Annotated in this window: 17 protein-coding genes; 6 read left to right on the top strand and 11 right to left on the bottom strand. The window is 44.7% G+C overall.

Translation table 11 applies throughout. The features are described from left to right. Nucleotides 1-427: 427 nt before the first annotated feature. Entirely contained in the window at nt 428-568 is a 141-nt protein-coding gene (locus EWV68_RS17615; protein ID WP_002759867.1) for a hypothetical protein, read from the bottom strand. Nucleotides 569-986: 418 nt separating this feature from the next. Between EWV68_RS17615 and pckA the strand changes: the two genes are divergently transcribed. Beyond that, nucleotides 987-2,666 (top strand): phosphoenolpyruvate carboxykinase (ATP), encoded by a 1,680-nt coding sequence (gene pckA / locus EWV68_RS17610; RefSeq protein WP_287170546.1) that lies wholly within the window; start codon nt 987-989, stop codon nt 2,664-2,666. A 281-nt stretch (nt 2,667-2,947) separates the two neighbouring features. On the opposite strand, the gene EWV68_RS17605 is transcribed toward pckA, so the two are convergent. From EWV68_RS17605 to EWV68_RS17570, 8 genes are all read right to left on the bottom strand, one after another. Beyond that, the gene (locus EWV68_RS17605) at nt 2,948-4,171 is read right to left on the bottom strand and encodes a BaiN/RdsA family NAD(P)/FAD-dependent oxidoreductase (RefSeq protein WP_287170545.1); all 1,224 of its coding nucleotides are present in this window, start codon (nt 4,169-4,171) and stop codon (nt 2,948-2,950) included. A 197-nt stretch (nt 4,172-4,368) separates the two neighbouring features. Further along, nucleotides 4,369-5,067 carry an urea ABC transporter ATP-binding subunit UrtE gene (gene urtE, locus EWV68_RS17600; RefSeq protein ID WP_002732163.1) on the bottom strand — a complete coding sequence of 233 codons (699 nt, stop codon included), beginning with the start codon at nt 5,065-5,067 and terminating at the stop codon, nt 4,369-4,371. Nucleotides 5,068-5,105: 38 nt separating this feature from the next. Further along, nucleotides 5,106-5,852, bottom strand: a complete 747-nt coding sequence (gene urtD / locus EWV68_RS17595; protein WP_004163062.1) for an urea ABC transporter ATP-binding protein UrtD — start codon at nt 5,850-5,852, stop codon at nt 5,106-5,108. Between the two features lie 113 nt (nt 5,853-5,965). Further along, nucleotides 5,966-7,120, bottom strand: coding sequence for an urea ABC transporter permease subunit UrtC (gene urtC, locus EWV68_RS17590; protein WP_287170544.1), 1,155 nt, complete (start codon nt 7,118-7,120; stop codon nt 5,966-5,968). Between the two features lie 3 nt (nt 7,121-7,123). Continuing rightward, entirely contained in the window at nt 7,124-8,284 is a 1,161-nt protein-coding gene (gene urtB / locus EWV68_RS17585) for an urea ABC transporter permease subunit UrtB (protein ID WP_012264230.1), read from the bottom strand. 94 nt (nt 8,285-8,378) lie between these two features. Beyond that, complete coding sequence (gene urtA, locus EWV68_RS17580; RefSeq protein ID WP_002733198.1) at nt 8,379-9,695, bottom strand: urea ABC transporter substrate-binding protein; 1,317 nt, start codon at nt 9,693-9,695, stop codon at nt 8,379-8,381. A 399-nt stretch (nt 9,696-10,094) separates the two neighbouring features. Further along, nucleotides 10,095-10,370 carry a TMEM165/GDT1 family protein gene (locus tag EWV68_RS17575; protein WP_002732425.1) on the bottom strand — a complete coding sequence of 92 codons (276 nt, stop codon included), beginning with the start codon at nt 10,368-10,370 and terminating at the stop codon, nt 10,095-10,097. A 165-nt stretch (nt 10,371-10,535) separates the two neighbouring features. Further along, on the bottom strand, nt 10,536-10,868 hold the full coding sequence (locus tag EWV68_RS17570; protein WP_002777289.1) for a TMEM165/GDT1 family protein: 333 nt from the start codon (nt 10,866-10,868) through the stop codon (nt 10,536-10,538). Nucleotides 10,869-11,081: 213 nt separating this feature from the next. On the opposite strand from EWV68_RS17570, the gene EWV68_RS17565 reads away from it, so the two are divergent. Then, nucleotides 11,082-11,687, top strand: coding sequence for a vWA domain-containing protein (locus EWV68_RS17565; protein WP_002800734.1), 606 nt, complete (start codon nt 11,082-11,084; stop codon nt 11,685-11,687). A gap of 144 nt (nt 11,688-11,831) precedes the next feature. Here EWV68_RS17565 and glgA read toward each other — a convergent pair whose 3' ends face one another. Together glgA and EWV68_RS17555 are read right to left on the bottom strand one after the other, a co-directional pair. Continuing rightward, nucleotides 11,832-13,259 carry a glycogen synthase GlgA gene (gene glgA / locus EWV68_RS17560; protein WP_287170543.1) on the bottom strand — a complete coding sequence of 476 codons (1,428 nt, stop codon included), beginning with the start codon at nt 13,257-13,259 and terminating at the stop codon, nt 11,832-11,834. 814 nt (nt 13,260-14,073) lie between these two features. Next, entirely contained in the window at nt 14,074-14,403 is a 330-nt protein-coding gene (locus EWV68_RS17555; protein ID WP_002738864.1) for an NAD(P)H-quinone oxidoreductase subunit M, read from the bottom strand. Nucleotides 14,404-14,717: 314 nt separating this feature from the next. On the opposite strand from EWV68_RS17555, the gene rpsO reads away from it, so the two are divergent. The 4 genes from rpsO to EWV68_RS17535 all read left to right on the top strand — a co-directional run bounded on the left by rpsO (nt 14,718) and on the right by EWV68_RS17535 (nt 17,311). Continuing rightward, a complete protein-coding gene (rpsO, locus tag EWV68_RS17550; protein ID WP_002738807.1) occupies nt 14,718-14,987 on the top strand; it encodes a 30S ribosomal protein S15 in 270 nt (89 codons plus the stop codon). A gap of 24 nt (nt 14,988-15,011) precedes the next feature. Further along, nucleotides 15,012-15,476, top strand: coding sequence for a PAM68 family protein (locus tag EWV68_RS17545; RefSeq protein WP_002763019.1), 465 nt, complete (start codon nt 15,012-15,014; stop codon nt 15,474-15,476). Between the two features lie 58 nt (nt 15,477-15,534). After that, entirely contained in the window at nt 15,535-16,590 is a 1,056-nt protein-coding gene (gene aroF / locus EWV68_RS17540) for a 3-deoxy-7-phosphoheptulonate synthase (protein WP_287170541.1), read from the top strand. Between the two features lie 64 nt (nt 16,591-16,654). Continuing rightward, complete coding sequence (locus tag EWV68_RS17535; protein WP_079207177.1) at nt 16,655-17,311, top strand: Uma2 family endonuclease; 657 nt, start codon at nt 16,655-16,657, stop codon at nt 17,309-17,311. Nucleotides 17,312-17,506 lie beyond the last annotated feature (195 nt).

The following is a 17,506-nucleotide window of genomic DNA, read 5'->3' as shown; positions in this document are numbered from 1 at the left end:
AAGACCAGAACAGAGTAAATCTGTTAAGGCAGGTGCGAAAAATCCTTCGGGACAGAAGCAGAAACCTAAATCGTGAGGTTTGGGAATCACCGTCCGTTTACGGCGGTGAGGATGTCAATATTAGTTGTTTTTTTTCGAGATCGAGCTAGACTTAATTAACCTGTTAAGTAGTTGGACAAAAGTAAAGTTAACTGTGGGGTAAGGAGTCAGGAGTCGGTCGTCAGTAAGAATTGCGGCAATTTACATTTCTTAAGATAGACAACAGAATTTATGTCCGACTACTTACACAATCAATTCTAGAGCTTGCCAACGGCTAATAGAGTTAATTTTGGCCGCTAACTTGCCCTGTGTCAATCGACTTTTTTTATTAGCGGCAAAACCGATTTAACCACGTTTAGGAGCCTTGGCATCATCTCCGGACGACCAGCTATTGTTCTGACGTTGCCCAAAACCAGAGACTTCCTACCCCACCATGAAGATAGGCTAAGACGCATTTTAACCGCCTATCCTTGAGATTGGCTAAATCTACCCAAATCCCTTTACTGTTGCCTGTTGCCTGTTGCCTCATCTCAACAAGCAATTTAAATTCGCGGGCAGCTTAACTGCTAGATTAGCTGACCAATTTTGTTTAGCTGTTAATTTTTGTAAAAAAAACATCGTCTGTATCCTATTGTACAGCTAGACTAAAAATATCTAGAAAAAGCAGTTAGATCGGCAAGAGGGAAAAGGTAAAAACCCTGACTGGGAGATGACGGGTAAATAGGCAAATAATCCTGAATTACCGCTCTAAGATTGGCTTTACCGACAGCAAAAGACCAGATTAATCAGGCAAATATCGTCAAATAAACTAATCAATATAGCTTCTTAGGTGTCTGGGAGTGAAAAAAGACAGAGAACGGAGTTTTTCTAGTTTCTATAACTGCACTAATCAGAGACCTGGAACTTAGCTCTAAACCGACAACTAAATTATCAGGAGAATTGGGGTTATGCCGACTCTACACACGCTGACCAATGATAGTATCTCTTGTCCCTTGCCCGATCGCGTGGAGAACGTCAATTTCTACTACGAATTAGAAAATCAAATTCATCCCACCTACGGCCTCGAAAACCTAGGCATGAAAAATCTCGGTCGCGTTTATCGCAATCTTTCCGTACCGCAATTAGTCGAACAGGCGATCGAACGTCATGAGGGCGTTTTAGCCGATAATGGGGCTTTAGTGGTGGAAACGGGTAAATATACCGGTCGTTCCCCCAAAGATAAATTCATTGTCAAAGAAGCCAATAGCGAAAAGGAAATCGACTGGAATCAGCATAATGCCCCGATTAGCGAGGAAAAATTCCAGCAGTTATACCGAAAAGTCCTCGCCTATGTGCAGGGAAAAGACCTATATATCTTCGATGGTTACGTCGGGTCCGATCCTAATTGTCGCTTTGGCGTGCGCGTTGTCACCGAAATCGCCTATCATAACCTCTTTGCCCATCAGTTATTCCTCCGGCCCAGTGCGGTCGAACTAGCTGCCCATCAAACTGATTTTACCGTGATTGCCCTGCCGGGGTTACAGGGAGATCCCGAAGATGACGACCTGAACAGCGAAGCCTTTATCGTCCTCAACCTGGCCAAAAAAATCGTTCTCATCGGTGGCACTCGCTACGCTGGCGAAATCAAAAAATCCGTCTTCTCGATGATGAACTACCTGATGACCAAACAAGGGGTTTTACCGATGCACGGTGCCGCTAACATGGATAAACACGGTCATACAGCCCTCTTTTTCGGTCTCTCCGGTACGGGTAAAACCACCCTTTCCGCCGATCCTAAACGCAGCCTCATCGGTGATGATGAACACGGTTGGTCAGAAGACGGCATTTTTAACTTTGAAGGCGGTTGTTACGCTAAAACCATCCGTTTAAGTGCCGAATACGAACCCCAAATCTGGGCAGCGATTCAATTTGGCACTATTCTCGAAAACGTGATCCTTTCCCCCGATAATCGCCTTCCCGACTACGATGATGGACGTTTGACCGAAAACACCCGCGCCGCCTATCCCCTGCGTTATATCCCTAATTGTGCCGTATCTGGCATGGGAACCCACCCGAAAACTATTATCTTCTTAACTGCCGATGCTTTTGGGGTACTGCCACCAATCGCCAAATTAACCACGAACCAGGCGATGTATCATTTCCTCTCCGGCTATACTAGCAAATTAGCGGGAACGGAACGGGGAATCACCGCCCCACAGGTGACTTTTTCCAGTTGTTTCGGTCAATGTTTCTTCCCTCTGTCACCCCTCGTCTATGCCCAAATGTTAGGGCAACGTTTAGAACAACACCCCGAAACCTCCGTTTATCTGATTAATACCGGTTGGTCCGGCGGTCCCTACGGAGTCGGCGATCGCATTTCGATCAAACACACCCGCGCTATGGTTTCCGCCGCTTTAAATGGCGATTTAGAGGAAGTCGTTTTCCATCCTCATCCCATCTTTCAAGTTCTCGTCCCCGAAATTGTCCCAGGAGTTCCCAAAAAAATCCTCGACCCGCGACAAGCATGGCAAGATGGCGAATCCTACGACCTACAGGCGCGAGAATTAGCCCATCGTTTCGTGGAAAATTTCCGTCAATTTACCACGGCCTCCCAAGAAATCATTGCAGCCGGTCCAATTTGGGAATAACAGCATCAAGGAATCGGTTTTAACGAAGGCAGTATTCAGGAGTCAGTATTCAGAGGCAAGAGGCAACAGGCAAGAGGCAAAAGACAGAATCTGACAATTCTCCTACCTAAAAAGAAGGTTAGAAACTAAGCACATCAAAGCTTTTAGCTTAACCAATTAGGTCTTAGATTCGTCCCTTGTTGTCAGATGTGAGTTTTCAGTTCACTGTTTACTGTTTACTGAAAAAAGGCTCCCCACTTCCCCACTTCCCCACTTCCCCACTTCCCCCTCTCCGGTGCTTCCTACACCCTTCTATTGCCCATGGCTTGTCCGGCGAGATAACCAGTGGTCCAAGCGCTTTGAAAATTAAATCCCCCCGTGACTCCATCGATATCTAGTACCTCCCCGGCAAAATATAACCCCGGACAGATTTTGCTTTCCATAGTTTTAAAATCCACTTCCTGAAGATTCACTCCCCCAGAGGTGACAAATTCCTCCTTAAACACCCCTTTTCCTTTGATTTGATATTCCCCTTGCTGTAATTCAATCATTAATCGATTGAGAGTATTTTTAGATAATTCGGCCCAGGGAGTTTCCGAGTTAACAGTCAAGTAACTTAATAAACTCTGCCAAAGACGCTTAGGTAACTGTTCAAAGGGACAATAATTAAAAAGTTTTCTTTTGGGATATTCACTTTTAGTTTGTAAGATAATTTCTCGCAATTTTTCAGGATGATAATCCCCCAACCAATTAATGATTAAAGGCATTCGGTAATGATGCTCGTGAAGTAACCGCGCCCCCCAAGCAGAAAGTTTTAAAATAGCCGGTCCACTGACTCCCCAATGGGTAATTAACAAGGGTCCGATTTGTTCTAATTTGCTTCCCCCAAGACGAACTCGCACTTTATCCACAGCAACCCCTAACAAATCTTGCAGACGAGGATCGGCAATTTGAAAGGTAAATAAAGAAGGGACAGGAGAGACTAGAGAATGACCTAAATCTTGAGCGGTGCGATAACCAAAAGGACTACTTCCCGTAGCAATTAAAAGCTTATCTGCCCTAATTTGCTCCTCTCTTTTTAATTCAATCAAAAAACTTTCTTCCTGTTTTTTTACCGATTTAACTGGGGAATTTAGCCTTAAATTAACCCCAGCAAAAGTCGCACTTTCCCGCAGACAATTAAGAATAGTTTCAGAATTATCGGTGCTGGGAAACATTCGCCCATCCGCTTCTGTTTTTAGTTTTACCCCCCGCAATTCAAACCATTTAATAGTATCTTGGGGTTGAAACCGACTAAAAGCTCCCCGTAGTGCTTTGCCACCGTGAGGATAATAATTAACCAATTGGGAAACATCAAAACAATGATGGGTGACATTACAGCGTCCCCCTCCCGAAATCCGCACTTTCGCCAGAGGTTCTTTTGCCGCTTCTAGGATAGTAACGCCAGCTTTTGGGTTAGATTCTGCCGCTTTAATTGCGCCAAAAAATCCCGCTGCCCCGCCACCAATTACGACTATTTGAGTCATATAAGTAAGTGGTTATAATTAAATTGAAGATAGATTTTGTCTTTGATCCCCCCTGCCCCCCTTGATAAGGGGGGTGCCGATAGGCGGGGGGATATCCCTTGATAAGGGGGGTGCCGATCCCCCCTTAATCCCCCCTTGATAAGGGGGGTGTCTGATAATTTTTAACGCCTACCTACTTATCAAGGAAAAAGTTAAGTTTAAACCGCCAAAAATCGCTGAATGACTTCTTGACTTAATTCGCTCGTGAAACCGGAAGCAACAATTCCCCCTTTCTGCATGGCGTAATATCGATCAGCTTGGCGGACAAAATGCAGGTGTTGTTCTACTAATAAAACGGCGATTCCTTTGCTGGCAACAATGCGCCGTACCGCCGCTTCAATTTCGAGAATAATTGACGGTTGAATTCCTTCCGTGGGTTCATCTAAAATTAATAATTTTGGTTCCCCCACTAAAGCGCGAGCGATGGCTAATTGCTGTTGTTGTCCACCGCTTAAATCTCCTCCCATCCGCGATAACATGGTTTTTAAAACGGGAAACAAATCGAAGATTTCTTCGGGAATTGTGGCATTTTTTCTTTTTGTGGGTAAAGCTTCCAAACCGAGAATTAAATTCTCTTTTACCGTTAAACGGGGAATAATATCCCTACCCTGCGGCACATAACCCAGTCCTAATCTGGCTCTTTGATCTGAGGTTTTATTAATCAGGTTTTCTTGCTCATAATTAATTGTTCCCGCTCGCGGTTTTAAGATACCCATCAAGGTTTTTAATAGGGTAGTTTTACCCACGCCATTACGTCCAATTAAACAGACCATTTCTCCCGCATTAATGTTAAGGTCAACATCTCTTAAAATATGACTTTCTCCGTAGTAAACATTGAGATCAGATATGTGTAACATTGTCAACCCTTTTTAACTAATTTTAATCCTTTGACTTTTTATTCTTCCGAGGAACCTAGATAAACTTCAATAACTTTCGGATCATTTTGAATTTGCTCCATATTCCCCTCACATAGAACAGTTCCTTGGTGTAAAACCGTGACTTTGCGGGCAATTTGCCGGACAAATTCCATATCGTGTTCAATGACAATAATTGAATGACTTTCCGCTAGATTTAATAACAAATTACCCACGTTTTCCGTTTCCTCATCGGTTAATCCTGCTACGGGTTCATCTACTAGCAGTAAATCTGGTGACTGGGCCACTAATTGACCAATTTCTAAGCGTTGTTTTTCGCCGTGGGAAAGTAAAGAAGCGGGTAAATCAGCTTTAGCAGTTAACCCGATAGTTTCCAATAAACCAATAACTTTTCTGCTATCTTCTAGGGGAGGACGACCGAAAAGAGTTGAGAAAACATTTTTATTGCGATTACTAACTAAATCGAGATTTTCTCGGACAGTTAGATTTAAATATACCCTAGGAGTTTGAAATTTGCGACCAATACCCAAACGAGCGATCGCATATTCAGGAATTTTGCGGAGATCTCGACCTTTAAATAATACCCGTCCGATGGTGGGTTGCACTTTCCCCGTAATCACATCTAAAAAAGTGGTTTTTCCCGCACCATTGGGACCGATAATCACCCGCAATTCTCCCGTATCCATACTGAAATTAAGATTATTGAGAGCTTTAAAACCCCCAAAACTAACGGTAAGATTCTCGATTTCTAAGATTTTTCCAGTCATAATTTCTAAGAGGGAATTGGGAAGTATTTTCAGTGAACAGTCAGCAGTAATCAGTGAACTGAAAACTCACATCTGATAACTGATAACTGATAACTGATAACTGATAGCTAAGATCACTTATGCTCTAATTCTTCTCTTTCCAGTTGCACTTCCGGAGCTTCCTCAATACTAGGATAGGTAATTAAAGTTTTGCGGAAACCAAAATGAGTCAGCAAACGTTTAATTCCACCGAGAAGACCATCGGGAAGCACTGTCACCACAATTAGGAATAGGGCCCCTTGGAAAAATACCCAGACTTCCGGAAATTGTTCGCTTAAAAAAGTTTGGGCTAGGCGTACTAATAAAGTACCGACAACTGCCCCCACAAGGGTAGCACGTCCCCCCACAGCCACCCAAATCACCATTTCAATGGAAAAAGCCACATCCATAGAGTTAGGGGTGATAATTCCCGTTTGCACGGTATAAAGAGCGCCGGCAACACCAGCAATCGCCCCAGAAATGGCAAAAACTAACACCTTAAACCAAGTAGGATCATAACCAGAAAAACGGACACGCACCTCATCATCGCGAATGGCGACTAACAAGCGCCCAAATCTGCCCGTAGTTAACCAACGACAGAGCAGATAAATAGCCAGTAAACAGACAATTGTGAGTAAATAAAAGGCCACTTGAACGGCATCGGAACCCACCAGCAACCCGAAAATTGTTTGGGTATCGGTTTTTAAGCCATTAGTGCCGTTAATTAACTTTTGTTGACCGTTAAAAAAGTTAAAAAATACCAGTAAAGCCGCTTGGGTCAAAATCGAGAAATAAACCCCTTTAATGCGGTTGCGGAAGATTAAATAACCTAATAATCCCGCCACGATCGCTGGTACGATAATTAGGGCTAGAATTGTCAAAGTTAGGGAATAAAAAGGTTGCCAAATAAAAGGTAATTCTGTCACCCCGTAGAGAGTAAAAAATTCGGGCATTTGTCCGGGGGGTAACTGAAGATTTAGGTACATGGCCAAAGCGTAACCACCTAGGGCGAAAAAGATACCATGACCGAGACTTAATAAACCAGTATAACCCCAGATTAAATCTATCCCCAAAGCGACAATAGCGAGGGAAAGAAATCGCCCCAATAAACGCAAGCGGAAAGCCGACAAAGCTAAGGGCAGCAACACCGCAAAGATGACCACTAAACTAACAATAACAGCGATTTCCGTGATTAACTTTTTCTTTTCCCGTTGTCGGGATTCGTTTCTAGTGATGGTTTCGGTAATCATAATCTATAACTCGGCAGTACGTCCTTTAGGAGGGAAAATTCCCGCAGGTTTGAATTGCAAGAAAGCAATAATTAAAGCAAAAATCATCACTTTTGCCATGCTAGTGGTGGAGAAAAAGGTGAAGAAATCCGTTAGGGGTTTTAGTGCTTCTACGGAACCAAAAATCAGAGCAAAAGTTCCCGAACCAATTAAATAATTAGCCACACCGATGGCCATGGCTGCGATAATAGTTCCTAGGAGATTACCCACTCCCCCCACCACCACCACCATGAAGGTATCAACGATATAATTTTGTCCCACATTTGGACCGACGGAACCCAAAAAACTAATCGCACAACCGGCAACTCCAGCTAATCCCGAACCGAGGGCAAAAGTCAAAGCATCCACTTGATTTGTCGGAATGCCTAAACAGGCACTCATCTGGCGATTTTGGGTGACGGCACGAATGCGTAAACCCCAAGAAGATTTATTTAAAAACCAATAAGTCCCTAACAAACAAAGGGCAGTTAAAATGATAATAAATAGACGGGTGTAGGGCATTTGAAAACCGGGTAAAGGTAAACCTCCCCGTAACCAAGCAGGAGCCGTGACATCGACGTTTCTGGCACTAAACCAGGGTCGAGCGAGAACCGGATTAAAAGATAAAAGATAGCCTAATAATCCAGCGATAGCTAGGGATAAAGGCAGGGTGATACCAATAGTTAAATTGCGAATTCTCTCCCAATCTAGGCGACGACTTAACACCGTCATCGCCCCAAAAAATAACAGACAGAAAACTATTAAACTAATTACTAATAACCCGTTGACACTTCTGACAAATTGCTGCAGAATTAAGCTGACTCCCCAAGTGGCCAGCAGCGTTTCTAGGGGTCTGCCGTAGAGGAACCTAATCACCCCCCTTTCTAATAATAATCCCGCCAATCCCGACACTAAAAAAGCGATCGGTAGGGCGAATAAAACATAAGTATCAAAGAGGGGAGAACCGAAACCTTTAAAGACATTTTGCACCACAAAAGTACTGTAGGCCCCTAACATCATTAACTCACCGTGAGCGAGATTAATTACCCCCATCAGTCCAAAGACAATCGCTAGTCCTAAAGCGGCCAGCAATAGCACAGAACCGATGCTAATACCATTAAACAATCCTTCCAATAATGCTGACACTTTTCGTTATTCCCGTGCATTTTTAAGCTTTAAAAAGTGGGGTGAGCAGTAATGCTCACCTCACTCTCGTTATTGTCTGAAAAAACTCCTAAAACTAGGATTTTTCCATTTTGAACTTACCGCCCTTAGCCGGATCCGTCCAGTCACAGGCAAAGCCCTTAGTTTCGGGGACAAATTGGTTCCAAGGTTGCGGATCCACTACCCCCGGAGTTGACCAAACAATGTCAAATAGACCATCATCTCTCACCTGACCAATGCGGACGGTTTTGGAGATATGATGATTGGGGAACATTTCCACTGGTCCTTCGGGAGCATCGAATTTCTGTCCTACGGCTGCGGCGCGAACTTTGTCGAGATCATCGGCGGTTGCCGCTTGTTCCACCGCTTGCTTCCAGAGATAGACCATGATGTAGGCCGCTTCCATGGGGTCATTGGTCACGCGATCCTCACCATATTTAGCTCGAAAAGCCGCAACAAATTTTTTGTTAGCGGGGGTATCTACGGTTTGGAAATAGTTCCAGCAAGCGTATTGACCGAGGAGATATTCCTTACCGATTTGTTTAACTTCTTCCTCGGCAACACTCACCGACATGACCGGATATTTATCGGGAGTTAAACCGGCCGCTTGCAGTTGTTTAAAGAAAGCCACGTTACTGTCACCGTTGAGGGTGTTGAAAATAACGCCGCCATCGGGTAAAGCTTGCTTAATTTTGGTGATAATCGGGGTAACTTCCGTGTTACCTAGGGGTAGATAGTCTTCGCCCACGGTTTCGCCGCCTTTCGCCTTTAACTGCTCTTTAATAATCGTGTTGGCAGTGCGGGGAAAAACGTAGTCGGAACCGACGAGGAAGAATTTTTTCCCTTTATTTTCCAGCAACCAAGTCACTGCCGGCTCGATCTGTTGGTTGGGGGCAGCACCAGTGTAAAAGATATTTCTAGAACACTCTTGACCCTCGTACTGGACGGGATACCAGAGCATATGGTTTTTGGCTTCAAACACGGGTAAAACTGCCTGACGACTGGCGGAAGTCCAACAACCGAAGACAGTCACAACTTTGTCCTGATCGATCAGTTTGGTGGCTTTTTCGGTAAAAGTTGGCCAATCGGAAGCGCCATCTTCCACCACTGCCTCGATCTGTTTACCAAGAACACCACCGGCGGCATTGATTTCCTCGATCGCCAGTTTTTCCGCATCGACTACGCTGGTTTCACTGATGGCCATGGTGCCACTGAGGGAGTGCAGAATACCCACCTTAATTGTCTCTCCAGAGGCTGGGGCGGGACTAGCAGCTGGGCTAGGACTAGCCGTGGGGGTTTGGCTTTGATTGCCACCGCAAGCTTTTAACAGAATACTGGTTCCCAGAGCGGCAGAACCGTACAGGAGAAATTTACGTCGTCCTAAATTTGACATGATGATCTTGAACTAACCTCGCTGACAATATTAGCTACTTCACACGGATGTTTTTGCTGAGGAGATTTTCGGGAATCTTTCTACGAATATCTGTGTGATATTACGGCTAGGTTAGCAGATTTTTTGTAACTTTCGCTACTTTTTGGACGTTTTTTGTAATTTTTGCTACTTTTTTCCCAAAAATTAATGATTTTTCTGGAATTTGCCTCAGTTTTTTAGCTATCAGGAGTCGGGAGACAGAAGACAGGAGTCGGGAGACAGGAGATAGGAGACAGGAGACAGGAGACAGGAGGCAGGAGATTATTTGTATTTATTCTTCCGACACCCCACACCCTACACCCTACACCCCACACCCCACACCCTGCCCCCAGGAAAAGCTTTTTGCCGCAAACCCAATTATCAATCTGAATCTGGCCAAAGCAGCCGGACAGCAAGCAGCGCAAAACCAATGGCCGCTATCGCTTTTAATATCTTAGCGGGGAATAACTGCGCCATACTGCCGCCCGCAAGGACTCCTAAGAAACTGGTGCAGATTAAGGCGGTAATTGAGCCAAAAAAGACAGCTTTAGGTGATTTGGAACTGCCACCGAGAGCGATCGCTACTAATTGACTTTTATCGCCGATTTCTGCCAAAAAAACCGTGATAAATGTCAGTCCGAATAATTGCCAATTCATAAATTCTAGGGAGATGGGTGATGGGGAGGTGGGGAAGTGGGGAAGTGGGGAAGTGGGGTGATGGGGAGGTGGGGAAGCTGTTTCATCACCCTATCACCCCAAAACCCTATCACCCTATCTCCTGTCTCGGAGTCTCCTGACGACCGACTCCTGAATACTGATTGCTTAGAGAATATCGCCGATGAGTAAACCAGTGATCAAAAGGAGAAGAATAGCGACACCGATATCTAAGGTTTTGGGGGAAAGACGACGCGCAATCCAATAACCGATCAGGACACCGAGGAGACTGGTAGCGATTAAAGCGGTGGCTGCCCCGGCAAAAACCACCCAGGGGGATTGGGATTCGGCGCTGATCAAAAGGGTGGCTAATTGAGTTTTATCGCCGATTTCAGCAAAAAATATGGTTAGGAAGGTGGAACTAAACACCGTCCAAAAACTCCAAGAAGGTGGCTGATCTGGCTTTTTCTCGGTTGAGGCGATCGATTTGCTATCACTCATCGGCTAATTTAACAATATCGGGTTAAGCAATAATTTTCATACTTTTTTCATTTTAGCCCGACCGGTTTTCTGGCGATAGTTTCTGCTGTTGGGGGCGCTGTCTCCTCCCCCCAATAGTTAAAAAACCCTAGTCGATCGAGGTAGAGTTTCCATCCTAGAGTTTAATAATTATTAGACTAGGACGAGCGCAAATTGCTTGGAGGTATAGCCCCTATGGTAGAAAACAGAGATTATACTCTGATTATTGACAAAAGTGGCAGTATGTCCACTGCTGATAAACCCAGCGAGAAAACCCGTTGGCAAATTGCCCAAGAATCCACCCTCGCCTTGGCTAGAAAGTGCGAGGAATTCGATCCCGACGGCATCACTATCTATCTTTTTTCCGGACGTTTCCGACGCTATGATAATGTTACTTCCGATAAGGTGACACAAATTTATCAAGAAAATGAACCTATGGGGAGGACAGACCTAGCCGCTGTTCTTCAAGATGCCCTCAATAATTATTTTCAGCGCAAAACTGCTGGCAAAACTAAACCCAACGGAGAAACTATTCTGGTGATTACCGACGGAGAACCAGATGATCGCAAAGCGGTGATGCGTCAAATTATCGAAGCTTCTCGAAAACTCGATAGGGATGAAGAATTAGCCATTTCTCTGATTCAAGTAGGCCATGATCGACAAGCAACCGAATTTCTTAAAGCTTTAGACGATCAGCTAGAATCGGCGGGGGCCAAATTCGATATCGTTGACACAATTACTATCGATGATATGGAAGATATGACCCTAGCGGAAGTTCTTCTCAACGCCATTACCGATTAATTGCTGCCGGGGTAGGGGTGAGCATCTCATTTATGCAAGTGAGTAATTATACTTATCCATAAAACTGTTTTCTAGCAAGGCTTTCAAAATAGCTTGACATAAAAACCTGATTTAGGGGTTACAAAGGTGAGATGCTCCCAGGATTTAACTGCTAGTCAGGGCGACCAATTTATCTTTTTCCTCATCGGATAATTGATCCGATTGTCCGGTGATTTGTTTGTAGATTTTGAGATATTCCAAAGCGGATTTATACCAACTAAAATCTTGAGTCATTGCCCTTTGCTGTAGTTTTTGCCAATCCTGTTTATAACGGAAACTTTCCCAAGTCCGGATCATACAGGTAAACAGGTCTAAAGGTTCATAGCGATCGAAACTAAATCCTGTTCCTCTTTCCTGAATCGGGTCGTGGAAAGATACCGTATCGACTAAACCACCGGTGCGGCGTACCATGGGAATACAACCGTAACGCATGGCCATTAATTGGGAGATGCCGCAGGGTTCAAAACGGGAAGGCATTAACAAAGCATCGGCCCCCCCATAGATGCGACGGGAAAGGGCATCACTATAGAGAAGATGCAGGGACATTCGCCCCCGGAAACGGGAAGTCATCTCCCATAGTTGGGTTTCATAATAGCGATCGCCTGTACCCAAAATAATCAATTGAGCATCGGTATAGGTGAGAAAGCGATCTAAAATTTGCATCACTAGATCAATACCTTTTTGTTCCACCAAACGCGTCACCATCCCCATGACAAAGGCATTTCTGCTGACCTGTAGCCCCACTTCTTCTTGCAGGGCAATTTTATTGGCCAGACGTTTTTCGATGGTTTCTGGGGTAAAATTCTGCTTAAGATAAACATCTTTAGCCGGGTTATACACCTCCGTATCGATGCCGTTGACAATCCCCACCAGATTGCCGGAAATATAGGACAATAATCCCTCTAAATTTTCGCCATAAATGGGGGTCTGTATTTGACGGGCATAGGTGGGAGAAACGGTGGTGATGCGATTAGCAAATTGAACCGCCGCGGCCATGGTATTATCGCCCTGCATATACCAAGGACACCAAGTCATTTTTTCTAATGCCTCCCGCCAAGGTCCCTGGTAGGCGAGATTATGGATAGTAAAAACGGTGCTAATATCGGGGTCTTGGTGCATCCAGACGGGAATCATGCCCGTATGCCAATCATGACAGTGAATAACTTGCGGTTTCCAGTAATTCCAAGCGAATTCCGCCGCACCATTGGCAAATAGGGTAAATCGCCAGGCCTCATCTTCGCCTCCGTAGATATTGCGTCCAGAGAAAGCTAGATGACCAAAGAGGTAGAGAGGAATATCCGTATCGGGTAAAACCGTCTCATAGACTAAAAAATCCTGAAACATGGCGAATCCTGACCAAATGGGTTCGGAAGGGATGTCCATTTTTTCCTGGAGAAAACCGTAGTAGGGTAGAAAAATCCGCACGTCATGACCTAGCTGACGCAAGACTTTCGGTAATGCCCCAATTACGTCCCCCATTCCCCCAACTTTGGCAATTGGGGCGGCCTCGGCACCCACAAATAGAATTCGCATACTCTTCCCGCTTTACTTCACGACGACAAGAAATTTTAACAGATAAAACCACCCTAGCAGGATTTGCAAGCAGGTTATGATCGGATTAGCCTAGATTTTTCTTTAACCAACCAGAGAGCCAACGAGGGGCATAATTAGCTGTTTTGGACATTATTAAGTTTTATCGCCTTTTTATTAAGTTTTAGCTGCTCGGCACCGGCACTGTCTGCTATTGTCGATTTAACCGACATTCCGCCTATCTTCATATACTTTTATATATCTTTACATTCCCCAAACTGTTTTGACGAAAAACCTTCACTGTAGAAACTACTATTGAGAACATTTTCAATAATTGGTTTTTTCTGAGAAAAAAAATTACAATTCTTCACTTGGATAAAAATCAATCATTGTCGCTATAGTCCTTACTGGCAATGGATTGTAAGCAATATAGCAATTCCCATAGTTGTGAGGTACAGAGTCTTAGGTTTTGAGGAGTCAGGAGTCAGGATTCGGGATTCAGAATTCAGGATTCAGGATTCAGGATTCGGGAGTTAAGATTTTGGTGTACCTCATGAGATTGGGAAACGCTATATATTAGTAAAAATTATCAATTGAATGTTAATACTAAATCCGGTTATTAAAAACTGATTATTTATCCACCCTTTTGCATGAGTGCCTCTTGCATGAGTGCCTGTCCTTATAAGTAGCATAATGCTCAACGGATTTAGTACAACAGCCAATTCTTCCCTCACCCCCAAGGAGTGAAACTCCTCATTGCTGCGAGGCAAATTCCCCACCCCCCTAGGTGTCCGGGTGGGGACTGACGCGGAATCGTTCACCCTAATTTCGGTAAACCCATACTATAGTTCTGCACTCTGGCGTTGAGATTATAGCTAATTTCCCCTTTTTGCAGGAGAGAACGGATAAAATGTTCTAAATCTGAACCGATGCGACGGAGATTATATTCGCTCAGTTCTTCCCCATTGTAGGACTCTACCAATTCATCAAACTTACTATAAACCTTATTGAGAGCCACTTCTTCCCAATTAAATTCATTATCGGGATCCACATCAAGAGTCAAGACATTGTTACTCTCGATTAATTGATTATTTTTTACTTCAGCCGTATAAATGCGAATATGACGGGTCGTGGATTTTAACAGCATGGAATCTTCGGGGTAAGTTAGACGCTATGTCTAAGATTTTGCCATGATTTGCGGAATTGGGGAATTGGGAATTGGGAAGTGGGGAAGTGGGGTGTGGGGTGTGGGAATTATGGATTATGAAGTGGGGTAGATAGGGAAGTGGGGAAGTGGGGAGGTGGGGAAGCTGTCTCATCACCCTATCACCCCAAAACCTATCACCCTATCACCCTATCACCCTATCACCCTATCTCCTGCCTCCCGAACAATGTTTACGGATCGACCAGAAACGTGATACTATGATAGATTGCAGTGTTTAAGCAGAGATCACGAGTCCTATGGCCTTAACCCAGACCAAAAAACAAGAACTAATCAGCCAATATCAGGCCCACGAAACCGATACAGGATCATCGGAGTTACAGGTAGCTTTCTTAACCGAGAGAATCAACCAACTGACCGAACACCTGAAAGCTAACCCGAAAGACCATGCTTCCCGTCGGGGATTACTCCAGATGATCGGTCGTCGTCGGGGACTGTTAACCTATATCCAGAAGAAAGATCAACAACGTTATCAAACCCTGATTGGTCGTCTCGGAATTCGCCGTTAAGCATACCCCCTTTGCATCCCTACCATGGCCTCTGAATCGAAATCGACGGAGAAAAAAGAACGTCTCCCCTTTGAGCCGCGCCAAAATAAGCGAAAAACCCCGAAAATTGCCCCTAGTCCCGTGCCACCGCCCCTAAAAAATCGCTCCGAGGAAACCAGCTTAAAGGCGATTCCGCAAGTGGTCAGTCAACGGATGGCCAAACGGATGGCGGTATTTTGTGGCCTGCCGACGGCACTGGGGATAGCTTCCTTTTTTGGCTTCTACTGGATTATTAGCCACGATCTTCTCGAAATCCCTTCCTACGTCGCCATGCTCGTCAGTTTAAGCCTATTTGGTCTAGGTTTCATCGGTCTGAGTTATGGCATCTTCTCCGCTTCTTGGGATGAGGATCGGGTGGGGGATTGGCTAGGATGGCAAGAATTTCAAGCTAATTTTGGCAGAACGATCGCCGCCTGGCGGTCCGGCAAAAAAGAAGTGGAAGAAAAATAGATAACCTCTAGAAATCGTCAACAATAGAGATTAAAGAAAAAAATAAAAGGTTAATGCCATGATTATTGTCATGAAAGTTGGTTCCCCGGAAATTGAAATCGAGCGCGTCAGTGCCGAATTCGAGGCATGGGGATTAAGTCCCGAAAAAATCGTCGGTAAGCATAAAGTTGTCATCGGTTTAGTCGGAGAAACCAGGGAATTAGACCCCCTACAAATCCAAGAATTAAGCCCTTGGATCGAAACCGTCCTGCGAGTCGAACAACCCTTCAAACGCGCCTCTTTAGAATACCGTCATGGCGAATACAGCGAGGTTTTAGTCCCCACTCCTAACGGTGTTATCCCCATCGGCAGAAATCATACCGTTAGCATTGTCGCCGGCCCCTGTTCGGTGGAAAATGAAGCGATGATCGTGGAAACTGCCAAACGAGTGGCGGCAGCCGGAGCGCAATTCCTCCGCGGTGGTGCCTACAAACCCCGCACTTCTCCCTATGCTTTCCAAGGTCACGGGGAAAGCGCTTTGGAATTACTAGCGGCGGCTAGAGATGCCAGTGGTTTGGGTGTTATCACGGAAGTAATGGACGCGGCGGATCTCGATAAGATTGTCGAAATAGCCGACGTGGTGCAAGTGGGGGCGCGCAATATGCAGAATTTTTCCCTCCTGAAAAAAGTTGGGGCGCAACCGAAACCGGTCCTACTCAAGCGCGGCATGGCGGCCACTATTGAAGATTGGTTGATGGCGGCAGAATATATCCTCGCAGCAGGAAATAGCAATGTCATTCTCTGCGAACGCGGTATCCGCACCTTTGACAGTAAATATACTCGCAATACCCTAGATTTATCCTGTATTCCCGTTTTAAGAACTTTAACTCACCTGCCGATCATGATCGATCCTAGCCACGGTACGGGTAAATGGGAATATGTCCCGACCATGGCCATGGCTTCCCTGGCAGCCGGGGCCGATTCCTTGATGATCGAGGTACATCCTAACCCGGCGAAAGCCCTATCTGATGGGCCGCAATCCTTGACCCCCGACCGATTCGATCGATTAACTCAGGAGTTAGCGGTCATTGGTAAGACGATCGGGCGTTGGCCCCAGGTTCCGGCACTGGTTTGATAAGATGATCAGGGGGTGAGTCAACCCCCTTTTTTGGGCATAAATTTCGCTTTTCGGGGCAGTTATGGTGACAGTTCCTCTGGAGTTAAATACTGAGCAAATTAGGGGTGAGAAACGGGTAGTTTTTAATCATCTCAGTTGGTTATCCTATCAGCAAATTTTACAGGCACTAGGAGAAAATAATCGCGCCCATTTATTTTATGATCGTGGCACTTTAGAGATTACTATGCCCCTAGAAGAACACGAGTTTTATCGAGAATTAATCGGATTATTTATTCGGATTTTGGTGGTAGAATTGGGTTTAAAAATTAAAAGTATGGGTTCCACAACTCTAGCTAGGGAAGATTTAGAACGAGGAGCAGAACCCGATAATGCCTACTATATTCAAAATCAAGCTAAAGTGCTAGGAAAAAGGATTAATTTAACTGAAGATCCGCCCCCAGATTTAGTGGTGGAAGTGGATATCACCCATACGGATATTAATAAATTAGCACTTTATGCCCGTTTGGGAGTGCCGGAATTATGGCGTTTTAATGGACAAATCTGGCGCATTTATCGGTTAGAAAAGGGGGTTTATCAGGAAGGAGAATTTAGTCCCACTTTTCCCCTAGTTCCCAAAACTAAACTCTATGAATTTTTAGCCACTGCTAAAGAGGATGAAGTGAGGGCAGAAAAGAATTTAAGAGCATGGCTTGTTAGTCAACTAGCTAAAAATAATTAACTAGGGCAGTTTTTGAGGTAATTATGGTGACAGTTCCTCTGGAGTTAAATACTAACGTTTCTTGTCAGGCTGATAATTTCGGTTCTTCGTTACTTGGTATGGTTCGATAGGGGGTCATAAATCGACTAAATCCTTATCTGGTAAGAGACTTAATTGATTAGTTCGCTCTAGATCAAAAATAATTGACAAAAATCG

The sequence above is a fragment of the Microcystis sp. M_QC_C_20170808_M9Col genome, from assembly GCF_007095495.1.
GTDB classification, from domain to species: Bacteria; Cyanobacteriota; Cyanobacteriia; order Cyanobacteriales; family Microcystaceae; genus Microcystis; species Microcystis aeruginosa.
The sequence above is the reverse complement of the archived record's forward strand: the minus strand, read 5'-3'. Positions and strand labels throughout refer to the sequence as shown.